Source organism: Streptomyces sp. NPDC043996 (assembly GCF_056435225.1).
The window spans coordinates 697,602-716,147 of the sequence record NZ_JBWKEY010000002.1 but is presented as its reverse complement, the minus strand read 5'-3'; the positions used below and the strand labels follow the sequence as shown (position 1 = coordinate 716,147).

Below are 18,546 nucleotides of genomic sequence, written 5' to 3'. Positions count from 1 at the left end.
CCACCCGCGCGCCGAACCGCGCGTTCCCCTGACGCGGATCAGCTGGGGAGCGTGCCGGTGAGCCCCAGCTGCCGCTCGGCGGCCTCGACGGTCTGGGCGAGGAGCACCGCGATGGTCATGGGGCCGACGCCGCCGGGGACGGGGGTGATCAGACCGGCCCGGCCGAGGGCGCCGTCGAAGTCGACGTCGCCGACGTTGCCGGGGTTGTACCCGGCGTCGACGACCACCGCGCCCGGCTTGATGTCCTCGCCGCGGATCAGCCGCGGCCGCCCCACGGCCGCGACGACGACATCGGCCTCGCGCACGCGCGCCGACAGGTCCGCGGTGCGCGAGTGGCAGTACGTCACCGTGGCGTCCCGGCCGAGCAGCAGCATCCCGACGGGCTTGCCGAGGATCGCGCTGCGGCCCACGACGACGGCGTTCTTGCCGCTCAGGTCCACGTCGTAGGCGTCGAGCAGCCGCATGATCCCGCCGGGCGTGCAGGACACGAAGCCGGGGCGGCCGAAGCTCATCGCCGCGAAGGAGCTCAGGGTCACGCCGTCGACGTCCTTCTCGGGCGCTATCGCCTCGAACGCCGCCCGCTCGTCGATGTGGTCCCCGACCGGGTGCTGGAGCAGGATGCCGTGCACGGTGGGGTCCTCGGACAGCGCGCGCAGCGTGTCGACGAGCTCCTCGGTGGTGGTCGCGGCGGGCAGCGCCAGGTGGCGCGAGACGATCCCGGCCTTGGCGCAGCGGTTCCGCTTCATGCGGACGTAGGTGACGGAGGCGGGGTCCTCGCCGACGAGGACGGTCGCCAGACAGGGCGCGGTGCCGGTGCGCCGGGTGATCTCCGCGGCGCGCGCCGCGGTCTCCTCGGCGACGCGCCGGGCGAGCGCGGTGCCGTCCATGAGCCGCGCCGTGGCCGTCGCAGGGGTCGCGGGGGTCGAAAGGGTGGGGGACATGGACGCCTCCAGGCGTGTGGACCAGTCGCCCAGGCGCACGGCATCGACATCTGCGTCAGGCCGCTCCCCGGTGGTGATCCACCCAAGCGCCAGTCACGGCCCGCCGAACACTGTAGTCGAGCCCGCCGGGCCCCCGGACGGCGCACCATCCGGAAGCCGCTGACCTGCGCGGACGTGCTGCCGCTCGCCCCCGGCCCGGCTTCCCGCCGGGCCGGGGGCCGCCAGGTGCGGGGCTAGGGCCGGTTGTCGATCAGGTCCTGGACCTGCGGGTAGATCTTGTCCATGCGGGTGCCGACGTTGTTCGGGCAGGAGCCGCCCCAGTGCAGGGCGATCACCTTGTGCGAGGAGGAGGCGAGGACCGGGGAGCCGGAGTTGCCGCCCGAGGTGTCGCAGTTGTACCCGACGTCCTCGCTGCCGAGCTGCGGGTTCCGCACGCCGCACAGGGCGCCGCCGTCGCGCTCCTCGTAGATCGATATGCGCTTGGGCTTGGTGTCGCCGTGCCCGGCGATGTAGGTCTGCTCGCCCATGACCGGCGCGCGGGTCTCCAGGAACAGCGTGCCGAACGGGGTGACCTGGTCGAAGTTGTCGACGCTGAACAGCGAGAAGTCAAGCGCCGCCGAGGTGCGGAGCAGCGCGTTCGCGCCGACCTTGGTCCCGGGGCGCGGGTCGTTGCCGCCGCAGGTGGCGCAGTCGTAGTCGAACTGCACCTCGATGGTGTCGAGTTCGGCCTGCGTCTTCACGCAGTGGTTGTTCGACATCATGTGGTTGCCCCGGCCCACGCGCCAGGCCGTGCACCAGCCGCCGCCGTTCTTCAGCATGCGGGCCACGCCGCGCGACGCGGCGTACTGCGCCGGATGGCTCGTCTTGTAGCAGACGGCGTCCCGGCGGCCGTCGGCGCCGCATACGCTGCGCGTGCTCGCCGGGTTCTTGGCGTCGATCTCCGTCTGGGTGTAGCCGCGCCAGTAGCGGTCGACGCGCGCGGCCGAATCCCGACCCTGACGGGTGTGCAGGGTCACCACGGCGGTGTCGCCGTCCACCGACATCGCGGCGAAGCCGGTGCGGCCGTGCCGGGTGAAGCTCGCGTCGCCGCGCGGAGCCTTCCCGCGGGTGGGATCGGCGCGGTACGTGTGCACCTCGCGTCCGGCGGGGTCGGCCACCGTCAGGGAGTCGCCGGGCGCGAGGGAGAGGCGGGCGAAGTGGACCTTGACGTACGCCGCTCCGGGGTGCCGGATCTCGTGCCGCGTCCGGTTCCCCAAGGAGCCGAGTCTGAGGTCGACGGCCCGCTCCTCGCCGACGGCCGGGACCGGCGAGGGCTGGGCGCGCGGCGGGGCGGACCCGCCCGCCGTCGTCGGCGCGGCGGGCACCAGGACGGCCGCGGCCACCAGGGCGGCGGCCATGAACAGGCGCTTCAACACAGAGGTCTCCTTGGGGAGTCGGGCCGAGAGGGGCCAGAGTCGGGCTGAGAGGGTTCGGGGTCGGGCTGAAGCGAGCTGGGACGGTCGGGTCGGGCTCAGGCGGACTGCCGCGCACGGCCGCCTCGGTGTCCGGCGGCTCTCCGGCGGCTCCGGAGTCGGACACCGACGCCGTGCGGCGGTACTGACGACCACTCAGGATAGGTCTGTACATGACAATGCGGGAGGCGTGTGCCGGTCACAGACGCACCAGGGGAGACCAGCCCGAAGGGACGCGCTTCGTGGCGGCGCGGCCGCCCCGGCCGAGGAAGTGCGCCCGCCCGGCGACGACGCCTCCCTATGCTGAACTTCCGCCGCGATAAGGGGACATGGCATGACAGGTTCTGACTCCCGCCCGCCACGCGCGCCCGAGGCCCGCACCGCTCGCGGCAAGGTCCGGGGGCAGTGGGACGGCGACGTCGCCGTCTTCCGCGGCATCCCGTACGCGCGCCCGCCCGTCGGACCGCTGCGCCTGGCGGCGCCGGTGCCCGCGCTCCCCTGGGAAGGCACCCGGAACGCCGACGCCGTCGGAGAGGCCTCGCCGCAGTCACGGGCCTGGGGCCTGGCCGGCGGCCCCGAAGCAGCCGAGCGGACCGGGAACTGGCTGACGGTGAACGTCTGGTCGCCGGACCCCGCGGGCTCCGGACTCCCCGTACTGGTGTGGATCTACGGCGGCGGCTATCTGATCGGCAGCTGCGAAGGCCCGACCTACGCCGGCAGCGGCCTGGCCCGGCGGGGCGCCGTGGTCGTCACGTTCGACCACCGGGTGGGGGCGGAGGGCTACGGGCAGTTCGAGGGCGCGGTGCCCAACCGCGGCCTGCTCGACCAGGTCGCCGCCCTGCGCTGGGTACGGGACGACATCGCGGCCTTCGGCGGCGATCCTGACCGCGTGACCGTCTTCGGGGAGTCCGCGGGCGCGGGCGGGGTCGCCGCGCTGCTCGCCATGGACCGCGCGGCCGGGCTCTTCCACCGGGCCGTCGCCCAGAGCGTGCCCGGCACCTTCTACAGCGCCGCCCTCGCCGCGGACATCGGCTCCGCCGTCGCGGCCGAGCTGCGCGCGGCCCCCACCCTGGCCGCCGTGACCCGCTCGGACCCCTGGGAGCTGCGCGACGCCGCCGACGCCGTCCTGCGCGCGATCGAGGGCCACGCCCCCCGCTGGGGGCGGGCCGCGCGGGCCCGCATGCCCTTCGCGCCGGTGGTCGACGGCGACGTGCTGCCGTGCCCGCCCTGGGAGGCGCTCCGCGCAGGGCGCCGCGCCGACGTGGACCTGCTGGTGGGGCACACCCGGGACGAGGTCCGGGTGTTCACCGCCTTGGCGGGGCGCCTGGGCCAGGTCACCGAGGAGGAGGCCGAGGCCGCCCTGCGGTGGTACGCGCCCGGCGAGGCCGCCCGGCGCGCCTACCGCGGCGGCCCCGCGGGCGCCGACCCGACCGCGCTGCGGGACCTGGTCCTCTCCGACTGGCTGTTCCGGATGCCGAGCCTCCACCTGGCCGAGGCGCACACCGCTGGCGGCGGCACCGCGTACACGTACGAACTGACCTGGGAGGCGCCCGGTCTCGGCGGCGTGCTCGGCGCCTGTCACGGCCTCGACGTGCCGCTGGTGTTCGGCACGCTGAGCGGTGAGTTCGCCGCGCTGCTCCTGGGCGAGGAGCCGCCGGACGAGGCCGTCGCGCTCTCGGCGCGGATGGGCGAGGCGTGGACGGCGTTCGCGGCGACCGGCGACCCGGGCTGGGCCCCGTACCGGCCGAAGGAGCGGCTCACCCGCGTCCTCGACGCCGCACCGCGCACCGCCGCCTACCCCGAGGAGGCGTCCCGGCTGATCTGGGCGGACCACGAGTTCACGGCCCTGGAACCGGGCCCGGGGCCCGCCTCCTGAAGGCCGCCCCCCGCCATCGGAGCGGTTCGCCCGGGGCGAGCGCGTTCGGGTGGACTCGGGTGCGCGGACGTTGCGCCCTGCCCACCGGGTGCGGAGAGTTGACCTGACGACCGCGCGGGTGACCCCCGCGCCCCGAACCGGGCGCGCGCACCGCTCGCCAGGGCCCGAGGTGGGGAGTGCGACATGGCTGGAGCGGACGCCGAGGTGGCGGTGCTGATCGTGGGCGGCGGGCCGGTCGGGCTCACCGCCCGGGCCCTGCTGGAGCGCTGGTGCGTGCCCGCGCTGCTCGTGGACAAGCGCCGCGAGCTCTCGCCCTTCCCGCGCTCGCGCCTGGTCAACGTGCGCTCCATGGAGATCTTCCGCGGGCTCGGGCTCGCCACGAAGATCACGGACGCCGCGTTCGCGCCGGAGTACGGGCGCGTCCGCTTCCGGGACACCCTGAGCGGCCCGGACTTCGCCACGGCGGCCATGGTCGGCGTCAACGCGCCGGTGCCGGAGAGCCCCGTGACCGGCGTGCTCACCTCCCAGGACCGCCTCGAACCCACGCTGCTCGGCGCGGCGGACACCGACACGCGCTTCGGCGTCGAACTCGTCGGCCTGACCGAGCACCCGGACGACCCCGAGGGCGTCACGGCCGAACTTGTCGACCACGCGCGCGGGGAGCGCGTCCGCGTCCGCGCCCGCTACGTCCTCGCCGCCGACGGCGCGCACTCCACCGTCCGCGAGCTCCTCGGCATCGGCACCACAGGACCCGGAGCGCTGGGAAGCTTCACCACCGTCGTCTTCGACGCCGACCTCGACCGCTGGTGCGCCCGCAGGCCCGCGGGCGTCTACTTCACCGCGCACGGGTCGATCGCCCCGGTCTACCCCGAGGGCGGCTGGATCTGGTTCGGCCTCACCCCCGAGGACCCCGAACGCGTCGACTGGCCCGGCGTCGTGACCCGCGCCATCGGCCCGGACTCCGGCGCGGTGGCCGACGTGGTGCGGGTCCAGCACTGGGTGATGAACGCGTTCGTCGCCGAGCGCTTCCGCCACGGCCGCGTCCTCCTCGCCGGGGACGCCGCGCACGCGCTGCCCATCACCGGCGGCATGGGCATGAACACCGGCGTCGCCGACGTGCACAACCTGTGCTGGAAGCTGGCGGGCGTGCTCCACGGGTGGGCCGGTCCCGGCCTCCTGGACAGCTACGAGACCGAGCGGCACCCCGTCGCGCACCAGACGCTCCGCCAGACCGTGGCCAACACCCAGCTGATGGTCGAGGTGCAGACCCGCCGCCACGACCAGCTCCAGGCCGGTGGGGCGGCGTCTGCCCCCGTCGAACTGCCGTGGTCCGACCGGTACTTCGCGCAGCTCGGCCTCGTTCTCGGAGTCGCCTACCGCTCCACCGCCGTCCGCGCCGACGGCCACGCTCCGCCCGAGCCATCGGAGCGGTCCGACCGGGGCACGGACTACGTCCCCACCGCGGCGCCGGGCCACCGCATGCCGCACCGGTGGCTCGCCGACGGCCGCTCCACGCTCGACGCCTGCGGCGAGTGGTTCACGCTGTTCACTCCCGACCCCGCGTCCTGGGCGCGGCACACCGCCGCCCGCTGGCCGCTGCGCGTGGAGCCCCTGCCCGGCGCGCACCCCGACCCGCGCGGGGCGCTCCTCGTGCGGCCCGACGGACACATCGCCGCCCGCTGGCACGACTGCCCGGCGAGCGAGGCCGCGCTTCACCAGGCCCTTGCCGCGCTCACCTCGGCCCCGGCCGCCTGACGCCGCGTCCGGTCACCGAGCGTCCCCCGGCAGCGCCACCGCCGTGACACGCGGGCTCGGGAGCACCGCGTGACCGCCGCTGATGAGCCCCGGGCGGCCACTGATCCCGTTGCTCTCCCAGCGCCACCGGGGCTTGCCGGACCGGGTGTCCAGAGCGAGCAGGAACGGCGGCCGCCGCCCGCGCTGGAAGGCGCTTCCCGCGCCGCCCCAGCTCGCCTTGACCACGACCGAGCCCGCGTGGACGCCCACGATGTCCAGCCAGCAGAGGGAGCCGGTGTGCCGGATCACGCGGTGCTCCCAGCGGACCGCGCCGGTCGCCGCGTCAAGCGCCGTGAGCACGTCGCCCTTGCGGCGGGCGACGCGCGCGGCGACATAGACCTGGTCCAGGGCGAGCAGCGATGCCGCGGCGCCCTGGGCGACGCCGTCAAAGGGCCCCTGGCTCCAGGCGTCGTCGCCGGTCTTGGCGTCGAGCGCCCGTACGGTGCCCCCGTCCCAGAAGTGCAGCAGGTCGCCGCCGTGGGGCCGCGCGGTGGACGGAGCGCGGGCACGGGTCCAGCACAGCTTGCCCGTGGCGCGGTCGAGCCCGTGCAGGCGCGTGCCGTCGAGGACGGCGACACGGCCGTGCCCGACCACGACGCCGCCAGGGCGGAGTTCCCGCGCCGGGCGGGTCCACACCACGCTGCCCGTGTCGGCGTGCAGCGCGGTCAGGGAGGTCGGGGCGCGGTACAGCAGCAGGTCGTCGTCGACGAGGAAGGGGTTCTCCGCCGGGTCGCGCACGGCGTCCGGCAGGTCGTGCCACCAGCGCACGCGGCCGTCGCCCGCGTCCCGCGCCACCACGCGCACGCCCGGCTCCCGTGTCCCCCCGACCGCCACGTACACCAGGCCCCGGCCCGCGGCGCAGCGCAGCGCACGGCCGCCCTCCACAGGCGGGGCGAGCACCCCGTGGTCCTCGGCGGCGGTCCACAGGGCGCGCCCCGAGGACGCCGCAAGGGCGCCCGCGAGATCGTCGTGCGTCCACACCACGACGTCGCCCGCCGCGGCCAGGTCGTGGATTCCCGCGATGTCCGAGTGCCAGACCTCGGCGCCGGGGGCCGCCCGGCGGGCGCGGGGCGAGGGGCGGGGCGCGGGCGGCGCCGACAGGGTCAGGGCCTCGTGCGGCGGGGGCGGCACGCGCGAGGGCTCCGCCTCCGGAAGCGGCCGCGTGCCGAACGCGATCAGGCCCATCGCGATCTCCACGAGCAGGGCGACGCGCTCCTGCGGGTCGGTCAGGCCTCGGGCCGCGTCGATCCGCTCCCGCGCGGCCGCGAGGCGGGCGCGGTCGCTGCCGTGGCTCCGTTCCACCGAGGACCGGGCCGAGGCCAGGCCGTGCCGCAGGCGGTCCACGTCCGCGTCGCCGGTGGGTTCGCCCTCGGTGCGGCCGAGGACGCGTTCCACCACGCTCTGCGTCCGTGCCGCGGCCACCAGGTCGGAGCGCTCCGTGGCGGCCGCCGCGGCCTCCCGCAGCTCGGCGACCCGTTCCTGGACGGCGAGTTCGACGGCGCGGGCGGCGTGCGCGAGGACCTCACGGGCCTCCTCCGGGCGCGCCTCGGACCAGGACGCGAGGCCGCCGGGGGAGCGGGCGAGCGCCCCGGTGAGGTCGGCGCCCCACGAGCTCCATCAGATTCCTTTAGAGGGGACCACCGGCTTTAGCCGGTGGGGGAATCGAATCGTTCGCCGCGTACCGGAGGTGCGCGGCATCGAAGGGCTGAAGGCGCCAACACGTCTGATATCTGCGATCCTTGGGGCGTGATGCGTGCCTACAAGTTCCTGCTGCGTCCCACGGGGCGTCAGGAGGGCGCGCTTGTGGACATGCTGAGGGATCACTGCTCGCTCTACAACGGGGCCTTGCAGGAACGCCGGGACGCCTGGCGGCATGACTCGAAGACGACGATCCGGTACGGGCAGCAGTCGGCGCAGCTCAAGGAGATCCGGGCGTTCGATTCCGAGCGGCAGGGCCGCTGGTCCTTCAGCTCGCAGCAGGCGACCTTGCGCCGCCTGGACAAGGCGTTCGCCGCGTTCTTCCGCCGCGTCAGATCCGGAGACAAGCCCGGGTACCCGAGGTTTCGCGGTGTTGGCCGGTTCGACACGGTGGAGTTCCCCAGGGACGGCGACGGCTGCCGGTGGGACTCCACGCCCAACGCGTCTCAGACCCGTGTCCGGCTTCAGGGCGTCGGCCATGTCAAGGTCAAGCAGGCCCGGCCCGAACCGCTTCCCGCGACCGGTGCCGTGGTCGGGATTGATCTCGGGATCGCCTCGTTCCTGACCACCTCGGACGGCACGCATGTCGACAACCCGCGCCACGGCCGCAAAGCCGCCGCGAGGCTGGAGACGGCACAGCAGGCTCTGTCCCGGTGCAAGCGCGGCTCCAAGCGCCGCCGCAAGGCCGTCGAACGCGTCGCGACGGTGCACCGCAAGGTCCGCCGTCAGCGTTTGGACCACGCGCACAAGACCGCGCGCAGCCTGGTGGTCGAACACGACGTGATCGCGCACGAAGACCTCAAGATCCGCAACATGTCGGCCACGCCCGCGCCGCGCCCCGGCCCGGACGGCGCCTACGCCTCCAACGGTGCGGCGGCCAAAGCCGGGCTCAACCGAAGCATTGCCGATGCCGGATGGGGGGTGTTCCTCGCGGTCCTGCACGCCAAGGCTGAAAGCGCCGGACGAGTCGTGATCGCCGTGGACCCCCGCAACACCTCCCGCACCTGCCCCGAATGCGGGCACATAGCGGCGGAGAACCGGCCCACTCAGGAGAAGTTTCACTGCGTCGCCTGCGGTTACACCGCGCACGCCGACGTCGTGGGGGCTTCCAACGTTCTGCGGGCCGGGCTGGCCCGTCGCGAAGCCCAACCGGCCTAGCGAGAAGCCCCCTCGTCTACGAGGGGGAGTAGTCACCACGAGGAACAGCCGGTCGTCGTGGCGGCCCACGTCGTGGACGACGGTGATGCCGGGGTGCTGCAGCCGCGCCCCGATCGTCGCCTCACGGCGGAAGCGGGCCACGAGGTGGTCGTCGGCGAGCGCGTCGAGGAGGAGCTTGACGGCGACGGCGCGGTCCAGGGAGAGGTCGAACCCCCGCCACACCTCTCCCATGCCCCCGCGCCCGAGCCGGTCGTCGAGCCGGTAGCGCCCGGCCAGCAGCTCACCTGCCCGCACAACACCCCCTGATGACACGTCACACCACGGCCAAGGAGCAGCCATTGTGCCGTCTTGGGCACGGGGGCGGACCTGATCCGGTGGGACGGGACGAGCGGCGGCGGGGACACCGGTGGAGCTATCCCACCTTGTCGCCCCGCGCGGTCAGGGACCGGAACCAGTCGATCGTGGCCGTGGTGGCGGCGACGCTGGAGCCGAGGTGCCGGGACTTCTCGTAGTCCACCGCGCCGAGGTCGACGACGGGTGCGTCCACCCCCTTCGCCGCCCACCGGGCCTGGCACCAGGCGGTGTTCTCCACGACGGCCTGTTCGTCACCGGTCGCCATGTAGAGCCGCGTCGGCACCCGTGGGGTCCAGGCCGCGCACACGTCGCCCATCGCCCGCACCGCCCGGGCGAACGAGCCCGTGGGTGCCTTGAGGAGCTGGCGGCCCCGCTCGGTCAGCAGTTCGTCGGGGCTGCCGGGAAGCCCCGCCATCATCTCCTGGCCGGTGTGCGCGCCGTCGAACAGTTCCTCGACGCGGTCGGAGTAGGGCCCCTGGAACACCTCGGACGGGTCCGCGTACACGCCGCCGTGCTGCCGCTGGATCGTCACGAGCGCGTACGCGGCGTACACCGTGCCGTAGTCGGGCCTCACCCGCCGCGCGTCGAACAGGGCCGGAAGTTCGGTGCCCGCGAAGTCGTACGCCCCGCTCACCGGGGCAAGGGCGCCCGCACGGAACCAGCGGTCCTCGCCCGCCTGGAGGGCCCGGCCTAGGCCGAGGGCGGCGGAGGCGCCCTGGGAGAAGCCGGTGGCCAGGACGTCCCGCCGCAGGGTGTGACCGGCGCGCGGCGCGAAGGCGCGGGCGGCGCGCAGCATGTCGAGGGCCGCCGTCGTCTCCGAGGGGACGTCCATCCAGGGGTGGTGGCCGGGGCCGGTGCCCATGCCGAGGTAGTCGGGCGCGATCCCGGCGAAACCGGCCGTCGCGTAACTGATCGTCGGCGCGCTGACGAACTTCCCGCGCCGCGTCGACGGCGCGTCCTCCTTGTGGATCCCGGTGCCGTGCGTGAAGGAGACGGGGTGCAGGGCGCGTTGGCGGGTGCGGGGCAGCGCGAGCAGACCGCTGGCGGTGGTCGGACGTCCGTACGCGTCGACGGTCCGGTACACCAGCCGGTACGCGTCCACGCCGTACCGGGCCGCGCGGGGGTCGAACCCGGCCGCGGTCAGCTCGGCGGCGGCGTCCGCGCGGCCGTCCAGCGTGTAGAGGCGTTCGGCGGAGACGAGCGTGCCGCGGCGGCCGTGCTCGGCGGACTGTGCGGCGGAGGCGGAGGCGGAGGCGGCGGGCGCGGTGGGCGCGAGCGCGGCCGCCGGGGTCAGCGCCGTGGCGGTGCTCGCGCCGACCGCCAGCAGTGCCGCGCAGGCCGCGGTGGCCAAGTGGGTGCGCATGAGGCGTCGTTGCTCCTGTCCGAAGGGAGGTGGGGCCTCAGCGTGCCCCGGCGGGGGTGCCGTGCGCAGTGGGGCTTCCACCCGGTTCGGGGTGGCGGCAGGTGCACCGTCCGCGCTCGGGGCGCCAGCGCGCCAACCCGTGACGCCACCCGCGCCCTTGAGGTTGCGTCAAGCGATCGTGTCTCACGACACAGTCAGGCGACATTGTCAGGTGACAAAGTCATGCGTATCTTCATGGTCAAGCGACTGCTGGTGCGGAGACGAAAGGCACGGTCATGACTGACACCTCCACTCAGACCCCCGCGTTCGAGGCGAAGGGCCGCGCGATCCCGGAGCGCCCCGCGCTGCCCCTGATCGGCCACGCCCTCTCCATCCCGAGTGGCGCCGACGGCCTCCTCCACCTGATGAAGGAGGTCAAGGAGCTGGGCCCGGTGTTCCGCGTCCGCGCCTTCGGCACCGACACCGTGGTCGTCGGCGGCCTCGACCTGGTGACCGAGCTGGCGGACGAGACCCGGTTCCGCAAGAACGTGCACGACGACCTCGTCGAGATCCGGCAGCTCGCCGGGGACGGCCTGTTCACCGCCTTTCACCACGAGGCCAACTGGCGCAAGGCGCACGACATCCTGATGCCCGCGTTCTCGCTCGGCGCCATGCGCGGCTACCACGCCACGATGCTCGACGTCGCCCGCTCCCTGATCGCCAAGTGGGACCGGGCCGCCGGCCAGACCCCGGTGGACGTGCCCGAGGACATGACCCGGCTGACCTTCGACACCATCGGCCTGTGCGGCTTCGGCTACGACTTCACGTCCTTCCGCGGCGAGGCACAGCACCCCTTCGTGGACGCCATGTCGCGCGCCCTGGCCTTCACCCAGGCCAAGGGCGAGTCGATCCCGGGCACGGAGGTGTTCAAGTGGAAGCAGGCCGAGCGCTTCCGCGAGGACGCCGCGCTCATGACGGACCTGGTCGACGACGTGATCCGGCAGCGCCGCGCCTCGGGCGACACCAGCACCGACGACCTGCTCGGCCGGATGCTCCACACCCGCGACGCCGCCACCGGCGAGCCGCTGGACGACGTGAACATCCGCAACCAGGTGATCACGTTCCTCATCGCCGGACACGAGACCACCAGCGGCGCCCTGTCGTTCGCCCTGTACTACCTGACCAAGCACCCCGAAGTCCTGGCCCGCGCCCAGGCGGAGGTGGACGCGCTGTGGGGCGACACGGAGGCGCCCGACCCCGCGTACGGCGACGTCGGCAAGCTGACGTACATCCGCCAGGTGCTCAACGAGAGCCTGCGCCTGTGGCCGACCGCGCCCGCCTTCGCCGTGGAGCCCATCGAGGACACCGTCATCGGCGGCGCCTACCGGGTGCGCGCGGGCGAGACGCTCCTTGTGCTCACCCCGGCCCTGCACCGCGACCCCGCCTGGGGCGAGAACACCGGGCTCTTCGACCCCGACCGGTTCACGCCCGAACGCGAGGCCGCCCGGCCCGTCCACCTCTTCAAGCCGTTCGGCAGCGGCGAACGTGCCTGCATCGGGCGGCAGTTCGCGCTCCACGAGGCCACGCTCCTGCTCGGCCTCCTTGTCCACCGCTACCGCCTGGTCGACCACGCCGACTACGAACTCACCATCAAGCAGTCCCTCACCATCAAGCCCGACGCGTTCACCCTGAAGCTCGCCCGCCGCACCACCGGCGAACGCCGCCTGCCCGCCGCCGCGAGCGGCGCGCCCGCCGAGCGCGAGCGGCCCACGGCCCGCCGCGCCCCCGCGACCGCCCTGACCCTCCTCCACGGCTCCAACCTCGGCACCTGCGCGGGCCTCGCCAGGGACCTCGCCGCCGACGGCGACACCCACGGCTTCCGCGCCACCGTCGCCCCCCTCAACGACCGCGCGGGCCGCCTCGACCCCGCCGAAGGCCCCCTGGTCATCGTCGCCGCCTCCTACAACGGCCGCCCCACCGACGACGCCGCCGAGTTCGTCAGCTGGCTGGAAGGCCTCGCGCCCGGCGCCCTCGAAGGACTGCGCTACGCCGTCCTCGGCGTCGGCGACCGCAACTGGGCCGCCACCTACCAGCACGTGCCGACCCTCATCGACCAGTGGCTCCGCGCGGCCGGCGCCACCCCGCTCCTGGAGCGCGGCGCCGCCGACGCCTCCGGCGACTTCGCGGGCACGGTGGACCGCTGGACCGCCGAGCTGTGGACGGCCCTGCTCGACCAGTACGGCACCGCCACCGAGGAGGCCGCGCGGCCCGAACCCGAGGAGGAGCAGGGCCTGTACGAACTCCAGGACGCGGCCCACTCCGTCACCGGCGAGCTCGCCGCCCGCCACGGCGTCCAGGCCATGGAGGTCCTCGAGACGCGCGAACTCGTCGACATGGAGCACCTGCTGGGCCGCTCCAAGCGCTACCTCAGGCTGCGCCTCCCCGACGGCGTCACCTACCGCACCGGCGACCACCTGGCCGTCCTGCCGCGCAACCCAGAGCCCCTCGTCCAGCGGGTCGCCGACCGGTTCGGCCTCGACCTGGACCGCACCGTCCGCCTCAGCGCCCGCCGCCGCGGCCGGGGCACCCTGCCCGTCGACCGGCCCCTGACCCTGCGCCGCCTGCTGACCGACTTCGTGGAACTCCAGGACCCGGCGACGCCCGCGCAGGTCGCCGTCCTCGCCGAGCACACCGCGTGCCCGCCCGAGCGCCGCCCCCTGGCCGAGCTCGCCGCGGCGGACGCCGACACCTTCCGCGAGCGGGTCACCGCCGCCGGGCTCGGCGTCCTCGACCTCCTGGAGCGCTACCGCGCCTGCGAACTGCCCTTCACCCGCTTCCTGGAACTGCTCCCGGTCCTTCGCCCGCGCCACTACTCGATCTCCTCCTCCGCGCGGGCCCTGCCCGGCGAGGTGGAGCTGATGGTCTCGCTGCTCGCCGCGCCCCACCGCGCGGGCGACGGCACCTTCCACGGCATCGCGTCCGGATACGCCCAGACCCTGCGGGCCGGGGACACCGTCCAGGCCCGGGTGCTGCCGTGCGCCGCGGCCTTCCGGCTGCCCGAGGACGACACGACCCCGGTCGTCCTGGTCAGCGCGGGCACCGGCCTCGCGCCCTTCCGCGGCGCCGTACTCGACCGCCTGCACACCGGCTCCACCGGCACCCTGCTGTGCTACTTCGGCTGCGACCACCCGGACGTCGACTACCTCCACCGCGAGGAGTTCGAGCGGGCCCAGGCCGCCGGAGCCGTCAGCATGCGCCCCACCTTCGCCCGCGCGCCCGAGGACGGCGCCCGCTACGTCCAGGACCGCATCGCCCGCGAGGGCGACGAGGTGTGGGCCGCCCTGGAGGCGGGCGGCCGGGTCCACGTCTGCGGCGACGGCCGCCGGATGGCGCCCGCGGTACGGGAGGCCCTCATGGCCCTGCACCGCGCGCGCACCGGCGCGGGCGACGACGAGGCCGTCGCCTGGCTGAACGGGCTCGTCGAGTCCGGCCGGTACGTGGAGGACGTCTGGGCGGGCTGAACAGCCCCGCCCCCGGGGCCCGTTCCGCACGGGCCGCCGCCCCTCCCTCCCCGCTCTCTCGCTCGCTACTCCCTCTCTCCTCTCCCTCCTCTCCCTCCCTGTTCTTCCCTCCTATCGATGGGACTCTGATGGCATCGAAGGCAGCAGCCCTGACTCTGGGTGTGGCCGTGGCGCTCACCGCCGGGGTGACCCTGGGCAACGGCGGGGCGAACGTGATGCCCGTCTTCGTCGACGACTTCGCCGCGCGGTTCGCGCTGGGGGACTCCGGCTCCGGCCTCGTCGCCGCGGTCCACCTCCTGGCCACCGCGGCCGTGACGCTGCTGCTCGCCAAGCGCGCCGCTGGCCCCGGCCGCGTACGCCTGACCCGCGTCGGCCTGGCCGTCATGGGTGCCGGTTCCCTCGGGGCGATGGCCGCGAGCGACGTACCGACCCTGATCCTGGCGAACCTCGTCCTCGGCGCGGGCGCCGGAGCGGTGTACGCGGCGTCCACGGCCGCGATCGCCGCCACCGACGACGCCGACAAGACCTCCGCCGTCACCATCGCGGGCGTGGTCTGTGTGACGGCCCTGATCATCATGGCGGTGCCGCAGGCCAACCGCGGCCTGGGCGGCGGCTCCGGCTTCCTGGTCGTGGCGCTGTGCTGCCTGCTCGCCTGGCCGCTCGTGCGACGGCTGCCGGACGGACCCGCCAGCGGTACGAGCACCGAGCGGGCCGGGGCGGAAAGCCAGGCCGCGGCGAGGCCCTCGCTGGTGCTGCTGGGGGCGACCGCGCTCCTGTGGGCCGTCACCCAGGGCGCGTGGACCTACGCGTCGGTCCTTGGGCGCGAGCACACCGGCATGTCGCAGGGGGCGCTCTCGGTCGTCCTCGCGGTGTCCGGCGTCGTGGCCCTGGCGGGCGCGGTGGCGGGGCCCGCCGCCGCGCGCCGCTTCGGCCGCATGCGATCCCTTGCCGCCTTCGTGACGGCGCAGGCCCTGGCGATGGCGGCCCTGATCCTCACCGGCGACCCGGTGGTCTTCGTCGCCGCCGCGGTCCTCTGGCAGGCCTGCCAACTGGCCGTCCTGGTACAGACCCTGGCGGCCGCCGCCCTCCTCGACCCGACGGGCCGTCTGGTCGCGGCCCTGAGCGGCGCGGGCGCCCTGGGCACCGGCATCGGACCGCTCGCCGCCGGTGCCCTGCTCGGCGGGGCGGGCGCCGGAGCGCTCGGCCCCGTCCTGGCGCTCGGCACCGTCGTGGCCTCGCTGCCCCTGATGCGAATGGCGGTCGCCGCCGCGGCGGCCACCGGGAAGCGCGCCTCCGCGCCCGCCTCCCTGGCCGAGACCGGCTGAACCGCCGCCCGCGGCCCGCCTTCCCGCCCGTCCTCCTCGACTTGGGGAGGGCGGGCCGCGCCGTGTCCCGCCGCCGGTCAGCGGGGCCGCACGCCCTCGAAGACCAGGTCGAGCAGGCGCGGGGTGGTGTCAGGCGGCGCACTCGCCTCGCCCACCCAGGCGACCGCCGTCGCCAGGCGGATGAGTTCGGCCGCGGTCAGGTCCTCCCGTACGTGGCCGAGGCGCCGCGCGCGCTCCAGCAGGTCGGCGGCGGCCTGCTCGACGGCCTGGCAGCGGGCACCCAGAGGGCCTTCGCCGTTGCGTGCGGCGCGCGCGTAGCTGACGGCGAGGCCCCGGTAGCGGGTGATGTGACGCACCAGCGCGGTGACCCACCGCGACAGGGAGTCCGACGAGCCCGGGGCGTCGAGCAGTTCGGCCGCCAGGCTCGTAAGACCGTCCAGGCTCTGCCCGACGACCTCGGCCATGAGGGCCTCCTTGTCGGGGAAGTGGCGCCACAGCGTGCCCGGACCGACGCCCGCGCGCCGGGCGATGTCGTTCATCGCCGCCGCGTCCGTGCCCACCTCGTCGAACAGCTCGCTCGCCGCCTCGACCAGGCGGGCCCGGTTGCGGCGGGCGTCTTTGCGCCTCGGTTCGCCCGTCATCCCGTCGATGTCCCCTCTTCCGTAACGGAGTGGTACTCCGGTACGTTCCGGAGTGTCACTCCGGATTCTAGTAGGGCAGGGACAGCATGCAGAGAAAGACCATGCGGGCGGCGATAGGGGCCGTAGGGCTGTGGGTGCCGGGCATGGACCTGCGGGCGCCGACGGCGGCCGCCGAGGCCGCGGCGGAGGTCGAGGAGCTCGGCTACGGCGCGCTGTGGCTCAGCGAGGGGCTGGTGCGCGACCCGTTCATGGAGGCGGCGACACTGCTCGGCGCGACCCGTTCGCTCGTCGTCGGGACCGGCATCGCGGTGATCTGGGGGCGTCATCCCCGCATGGTCAGGGCGCAGGCCCGGGCGCTGCTCGACGCCCATCCCGGCCGGTTCGTCCTGGGCCTTGGCACCTCGCACGCGCGGATGGTCGAGGGCGTACTAGGCCTGCGCTACGAACGGCCCCTGGCCGCGCTGCGCGAGCACCTCGACCGCCTCGACGAACCGGACGCCGTCCTGGCCCTCGCCGGGGTCGACGAGGGCCCGGCGCCCGCGCCGCCCCGGGTGCTCGCCGCGCTTGGCCCGCGCGCCCTCGCCCTGGCCAGGGACCGGTCGGCCGGAGCGTTCTCGTACCTCGTCACACCGGAGCACACGGCCGACGCCCGGGCCGTCATCGGGCCGGACCGGACCCTGATCGTGGAACAGGCCGTGGTCGCGGGGCTCGGCGCCGACGAGGCGCGGGCCAGGGCCCGCGCCCACCTCGCGGGCTATCTGCACGGCGAGCCCTACCGGGCCAGCTGGCGACGGCTCGGCTTCGCCGACGCCGACTTCGCCGACGGCGGCAGCGACCGCCTCGTCGACGCGCTCGTGGCGATCGGCGAGGACGCGATCGCCCGGCGGGTGGACGCCCACCGGGCGGCGGGCGCCGACCACGTGTGCCTCCAGGCCCTGCCCGCGGACCCGCGCACCCTGCCGCTGGACCAGTGGCGGGCCCTCGCCCCTCTCACGGGGCGCTGAGCCGGGGCTCAGGCCTCGGGCATCGTCACGAGGTCGAGCTTGCCGCCCGCCAGGGCCACGACGCTGGACACCAGGGCCCGCACGTCGGCCAGGGCCGCCTCCTCGTCGTCGCCCGGCGTGGACAGGTGCTGCATCGTGAGCCCGTCGGAGCAGCCGAGGAAGAACCGCGCGAGGGTCGTGGCGGGCACGGCCAGCTGGTGGCCAGCGCGCTCGGCCGCCTCGGTCACCATCCGCGCCGTCACCTCGAGGACTTCGCGGTAGTGGCTCTCCAGCGCCTCTTGCAGTTTGGGCGCGCGCAGCGCGAACAGGGACAGCTCGGTGAGCAGCTGATGGGTCGCGGGCTGCTCGCGCACGGAGCGCCACAGGGCGGCGGCCATCGCGGCGAGGGTCTCCTCGAAACCGGCGTCGGCGGGCGCGGCCGCCTTGACCTGCCTGGTCACGTCCGCGGTGAGCTGCCGCATGACGGCCTCGTAGAGGTCCTCCTTGGTGCCGAAGGTGTAGTGCACCGTCGCCTGGGCGACACCGAGTTCCGCGGCGATCGCGCGGGTGCTCCCGGCGGCGACCCCCTCCCGGGTCATCAGGGCGATGGCGGCATTGATCAGCTGGGGGCGGCGCTCCGCCGCGGTCACATGGGCCATGGCTGGATTATAGCGACTAAGTCAACCGATCAAGTCGCGTAAGCGCATCGCTGGGCCCGGCCGGGCGCCGAGGAGTTCACTGGGCGCCCCCCACCGCCAAGGGGGTGCGGCAGACGAGGCGGATGTGCCCCTCGGCGGTGCGGTGCGGGGTCATGGTGTGGCCGGAACACCTGTCGCCCGGCTCCGGCTCAGGAGCCGCGGGCGGGACCGCGAGCCAGGCGGGTTCGCGGGCCGCGCCGGTTCCCGTGTAGTCGGTGACGGTCACGGTGACGCCCTTCGCGTCCGTGTGGATCCACAGGCGGCAACGGGGCCGCTCGCTCCGCCCGGCCACGTAGTCGGCGCCGAGCCGCGTCGCGTCCGCCGCGCGCCGCGCCAGCGCGGGCGGGGCGCCGATCGCGGTGAGCAGGCTGTACGCGGCCTCGCCCAGCAGCACCCGGGTGCGCGGGGCGCGCTCGGCCTCGACGGTGAGGCACAGCGACGGCAGGAGGGGGCGCCGGTCGCGCCGCGGATCCACCGGACGACGGACGGCGGACGGCATACCGGCCTCCAGCGGCGGGTCGGGCCAGGGGGTCGGGCGGCGGGCCGGGTCGACGCCCGCGCGCGGCCACACGTCTACAGCGACGGCCGGAGTCTGGGGCCAAGGGGGAACGGTAGAGCGGCGCGCGCGCCGGGCCTAGGGCGGTCCTCGGCCAACCCGGGCCGAACAGGGCTTGTCCGGGACGGGATACGCGGGACGGACGACCCGGGCCCGCGCGATTCGTACGATCCGCCCTCACGGCGAGCCCCCTCCCGGCCGTCGTTCC

The 18,546-nt window shown here is 74.9% G+C and carries 14 protein-coding genes and 1 riboswitch; of the genes, 7 read left to right on the top strand and 7 right to left on the bottom strand.

The features are described 5' to 3' along the window. Positions 1-38: 38 nt before the first annotated feature. Together AC07A4_RS07135 and AC07A4_RS07130 are read right to left on the bottom strand one after the other, a co-directional pair. Positions 39-941, bottom strand: coding sequence for a bifunctional 5,10-methylenetetrahydrofolate dehydrogenase/5,10-methenyltetrahydrofolate cyclohydrolase (locus tag AC07A4_RS07135; RefSeq protein ID WP_478594106.1), 903 nt, complete (start codon positions 939-941; stop codon positions 39-41). A gap of 20 nt (positions 942-961) precedes the next feature. Then, positions 962-1,048, bottom strand: a riboswitch (ZMP/ZTP riboswitch). A gap of 126 nt (positions 1,049-1,174) precedes the next feature. After that, positions 1,175-2,356 carry a trypsin-like serine peptidase gene (locus AC07A4_RS07130; protein ID WP_478594103.1) on the bottom strand — a complete coding sequence of 394 codons (1,182 nt, stop codon included), beginning with the start codon at positions 2,354-2,356 and terminating at the stop codon, positions 1,175-1,177. 370 nt (positions 2,357-2,726) lie between these two features. Between AC07A4_RS07130 and AC07A4_RS07125 the strand changes: the two genes are divergently transcribed. Continuing rightward, positions 2,727-4,268 (top strand): carboxylesterase/lipase family protein, encoded by a 1,542-nt coding sequence (locus AC07A4_RS07125; protein WP_478594100.1) that lies wholly within the window; start codon positions 2,727-2,729, stop codon positions 4,266-4,268. A gap of 183 nt (positions 4,269-4,451) precedes the next feature. Further along, positions 4,452-6,023, top strand: a complete 1,572-nt coding sequence (locus AC07A4_RS07120) for an FAD-dependent monooxygenase (RefSeq protein WP_478594097.1) — start codon at positions 4,452-4,454, stop codon at positions 6,021-6,023. Positions 6,024-6,035: 12 nt separating this feature from the next. On the opposite strand, the gene AC07A4_RS07115 is transcribed toward AC07A4_RS07120, so the two are convergent. Further along, positions 6,036-7,484: an outer membrane protein assembly factor BamB family protein gene (locus tag AC07A4_RS07115; RefSeq protein WP_478594094.1), complete on the bottom strand. Its 1,449-nt coding sequence runs from the start codon at positions 7,482-7,484 to the stop codon at positions 6,036-6,038. A gap of 324 nt (positions 7,485-7,808) precedes the next feature. Here AC07A4_RS07115 and AC07A4_RS07110 point away from each other — a divergent pair, with 324 nt between their 5' ends. After that, positions 7,809-8,918, top strand: coding sequence for an RNA-guided endonuclease InsQ/TnpB family protein (locus AC07A4_RS07110; protein WP_478594091.1), 1,110 nt, complete (start codon positions 7,809-7,811; stop codon positions 8,916-8,918). 57 nt (positions 8,919-8,975) lie between these two features. Further along, the gene (locus AC07A4_RS07105) at positions 8,976-9,224 is read left to right on the top strand and encodes a hypothetical protein (RefSeq protein WP_478594088.1); all 249 of its coding nucleotides are present in this window, start codon (positions 8,976-8,978) and stop codon (positions 9,222-9,224) included. Between the two features lie 106 nt (positions 9,225-9,330). On the opposite strand, the gene AC07A4_RS07100 is transcribed toward AC07A4_RS07105, so the two are convergent. Next, positions 9,331-10,635, bottom strand: coding sequence for a lipase (locus AC07A4_RS07100; RefSeq protein WP_478594085.1), 1,305 nt, complete (start codon positions 10,633-10,635; stop codon positions 9,331-9,333). Between the two features lie 275 nt (positions 10,636-10,910). On the opposite strand from AC07A4_RS07100, the gene AC07A4_RS07095 reads away from it, so the two are divergent. Together AC07A4_RS07095 and AC07A4_RS07090 are read left to right on the top strand one after the other, a co-directional pair. Then, a complete protein-coding gene (locus AC07A4_RS07095) occupies positions 10,911-14,135 on the top strand; it encodes a bifunctional cytochrome P450/NADPH--P450 reductase (protein WP_478594083.1) in 3,225 nt (1,074 codons plus the stop codon). Positions 14,136-14,263: 128 nt separating this feature from the next. Then, positions 14,264-15,460, top strand: a complete 1,197-nt coding sequence (locus tag AC07A4_RS07090; protein WP_478594080.1) for an MFS transporter — start codon at positions 14,264-14,266, stop codon at positions 15,458-15,460. A 77-nt stretch (positions 15,461-15,537) separates the two neighbouring features. Here the strand turns inward: AC07A4_RS07090 and AC07A4_RS07085 are convergent, their stop codons facing one another. After that, positions 15,538-16,101: a TetR/AcrR family transcriptional regulator gene (locus tag AC07A4_RS07085; protein WP_478594077.1), complete on the bottom strand. Its 564-nt coding sequence runs from the start codon at positions 16,099-16,101 to the stop codon at positions 15,538-15,540. Positions 16,102-16,187: 86 nt separating this feature from the next. On the opposite strand from AC07A4_RS07085, the gene AC07A4_RS07080 reads away from it, so the two are divergent. Continuing rightward, the gene (locus AC07A4_RS07080; RefSeq protein WP_478594074.1) at positions 16,188-17,105 is read left to right on the top strand and encodes a TIGR03620 family F420-dependent LLM class oxidoreductase; all 918 of its coding nucleotides are present in this window, start codon (positions 16,188-16,190) and stop codon (positions 17,103-17,105) included. 8 nt (positions 17,106-17,113) lie between these two features. Here AC07A4_RS07080 and AC07A4_RS07075 read toward each other — a convergent pair whose 3' ends face one another. Continuing rightward, the gene (locus tag AC07A4_RS07075) at positions 17,114-17,743 is read right to left on the bottom strand and encodes a TetR/AcrR family transcriptional regulator (protein ID WP_478594072.1); all 630 of its coding nucleotides are present in this window, start codon (positions 17,741-17,743) and stop codon (positions 17,114-17,116) included. A 76-nt stretch (positions 17,744-17,819) separates the two neighbouring features. After that, a complete protein-coding gene (locus AC07A4_RS07070) occupies positions 17,820-18,281 on the bottom strand; it encodes a hypothetical protein (RefSeq protein WP_478594069.1) in 462 nt (153 codons plus the stop codon). Positions 18,282-18,546: the final 265 nt, after the last annotated feature.

Coding starts and splice junctions, on each gene's coding strand:
- AC07A4_RS07135 (WP_478594106.1), bottom strand. CDS start 941: ATGTCCCCCACCCTTTCGACCCCCGCGACCCCTGCGACGGCCACGGCG.
- AC07A4_RS07125 (WP_478594100.1), top strand. CDS start 2,727: ATGACAGGTTCTGACTCCCGCCCGCCACGCGCGCCCGAGGCCCGCACC.
- AC07A4_RS07120 (WP_478594097.1), top strand. CDS start 4,452: ATGGCTGGAGCGGACGCCGAGGTGGCGGTGCTGATCGTGGGCGGCGGG.
- AC07A4_RS07100 (WP_478594085.1), bottom strand. CDS start 10,635: ATGCGCACCCACTTGGCCACCGCGGCCTGCGCGGCACTGCTGGCGGTC.
- AC07A4_RS07095 (WP_478594083.1), top strand. CDS start 10,911: ATGACTGACACCTCCACTCAGACCCCCGCGTTCGAGGCGAAGGGCCGC.
- AC07A4_RS07090 (WP_478594080.1), top strand. CDS start 14,264: ATGGCATCGAAGGCAGCAGCCCTGACTCTGGGTGTGGCCGTGGCGCTC.
- AC07A4_RS07085 (WP_478594077.1), bottom strand. CDS start 16,101: ATGACGGGCGAACCGAGGCGCAAAGACGCCCGCCGCAACCGGGCCCGC.
- AC07A4_RS07080 (WP_478594074.1), top strand. CDS start 16,188: ATGCAGAGAAAGACCATGCGGGCGGCGATAGGGGCCGTAGGGCTGTGG.
- AC07A4_RS07075 (WP_478594072.1), bottom strand. CDS start 17,743: ATGGCCCATGTGACCGCGGCGGAGCGCCGCCCCCAGCTGATCAATGCC.
- AC07A4_RS07070 (WP_478594069.1), bottom strand. CDS start 18,281: ATGCCGTCCGCCGTCCGTCGTCCGGTGGATCCGCGGCGCGACCGGCGC.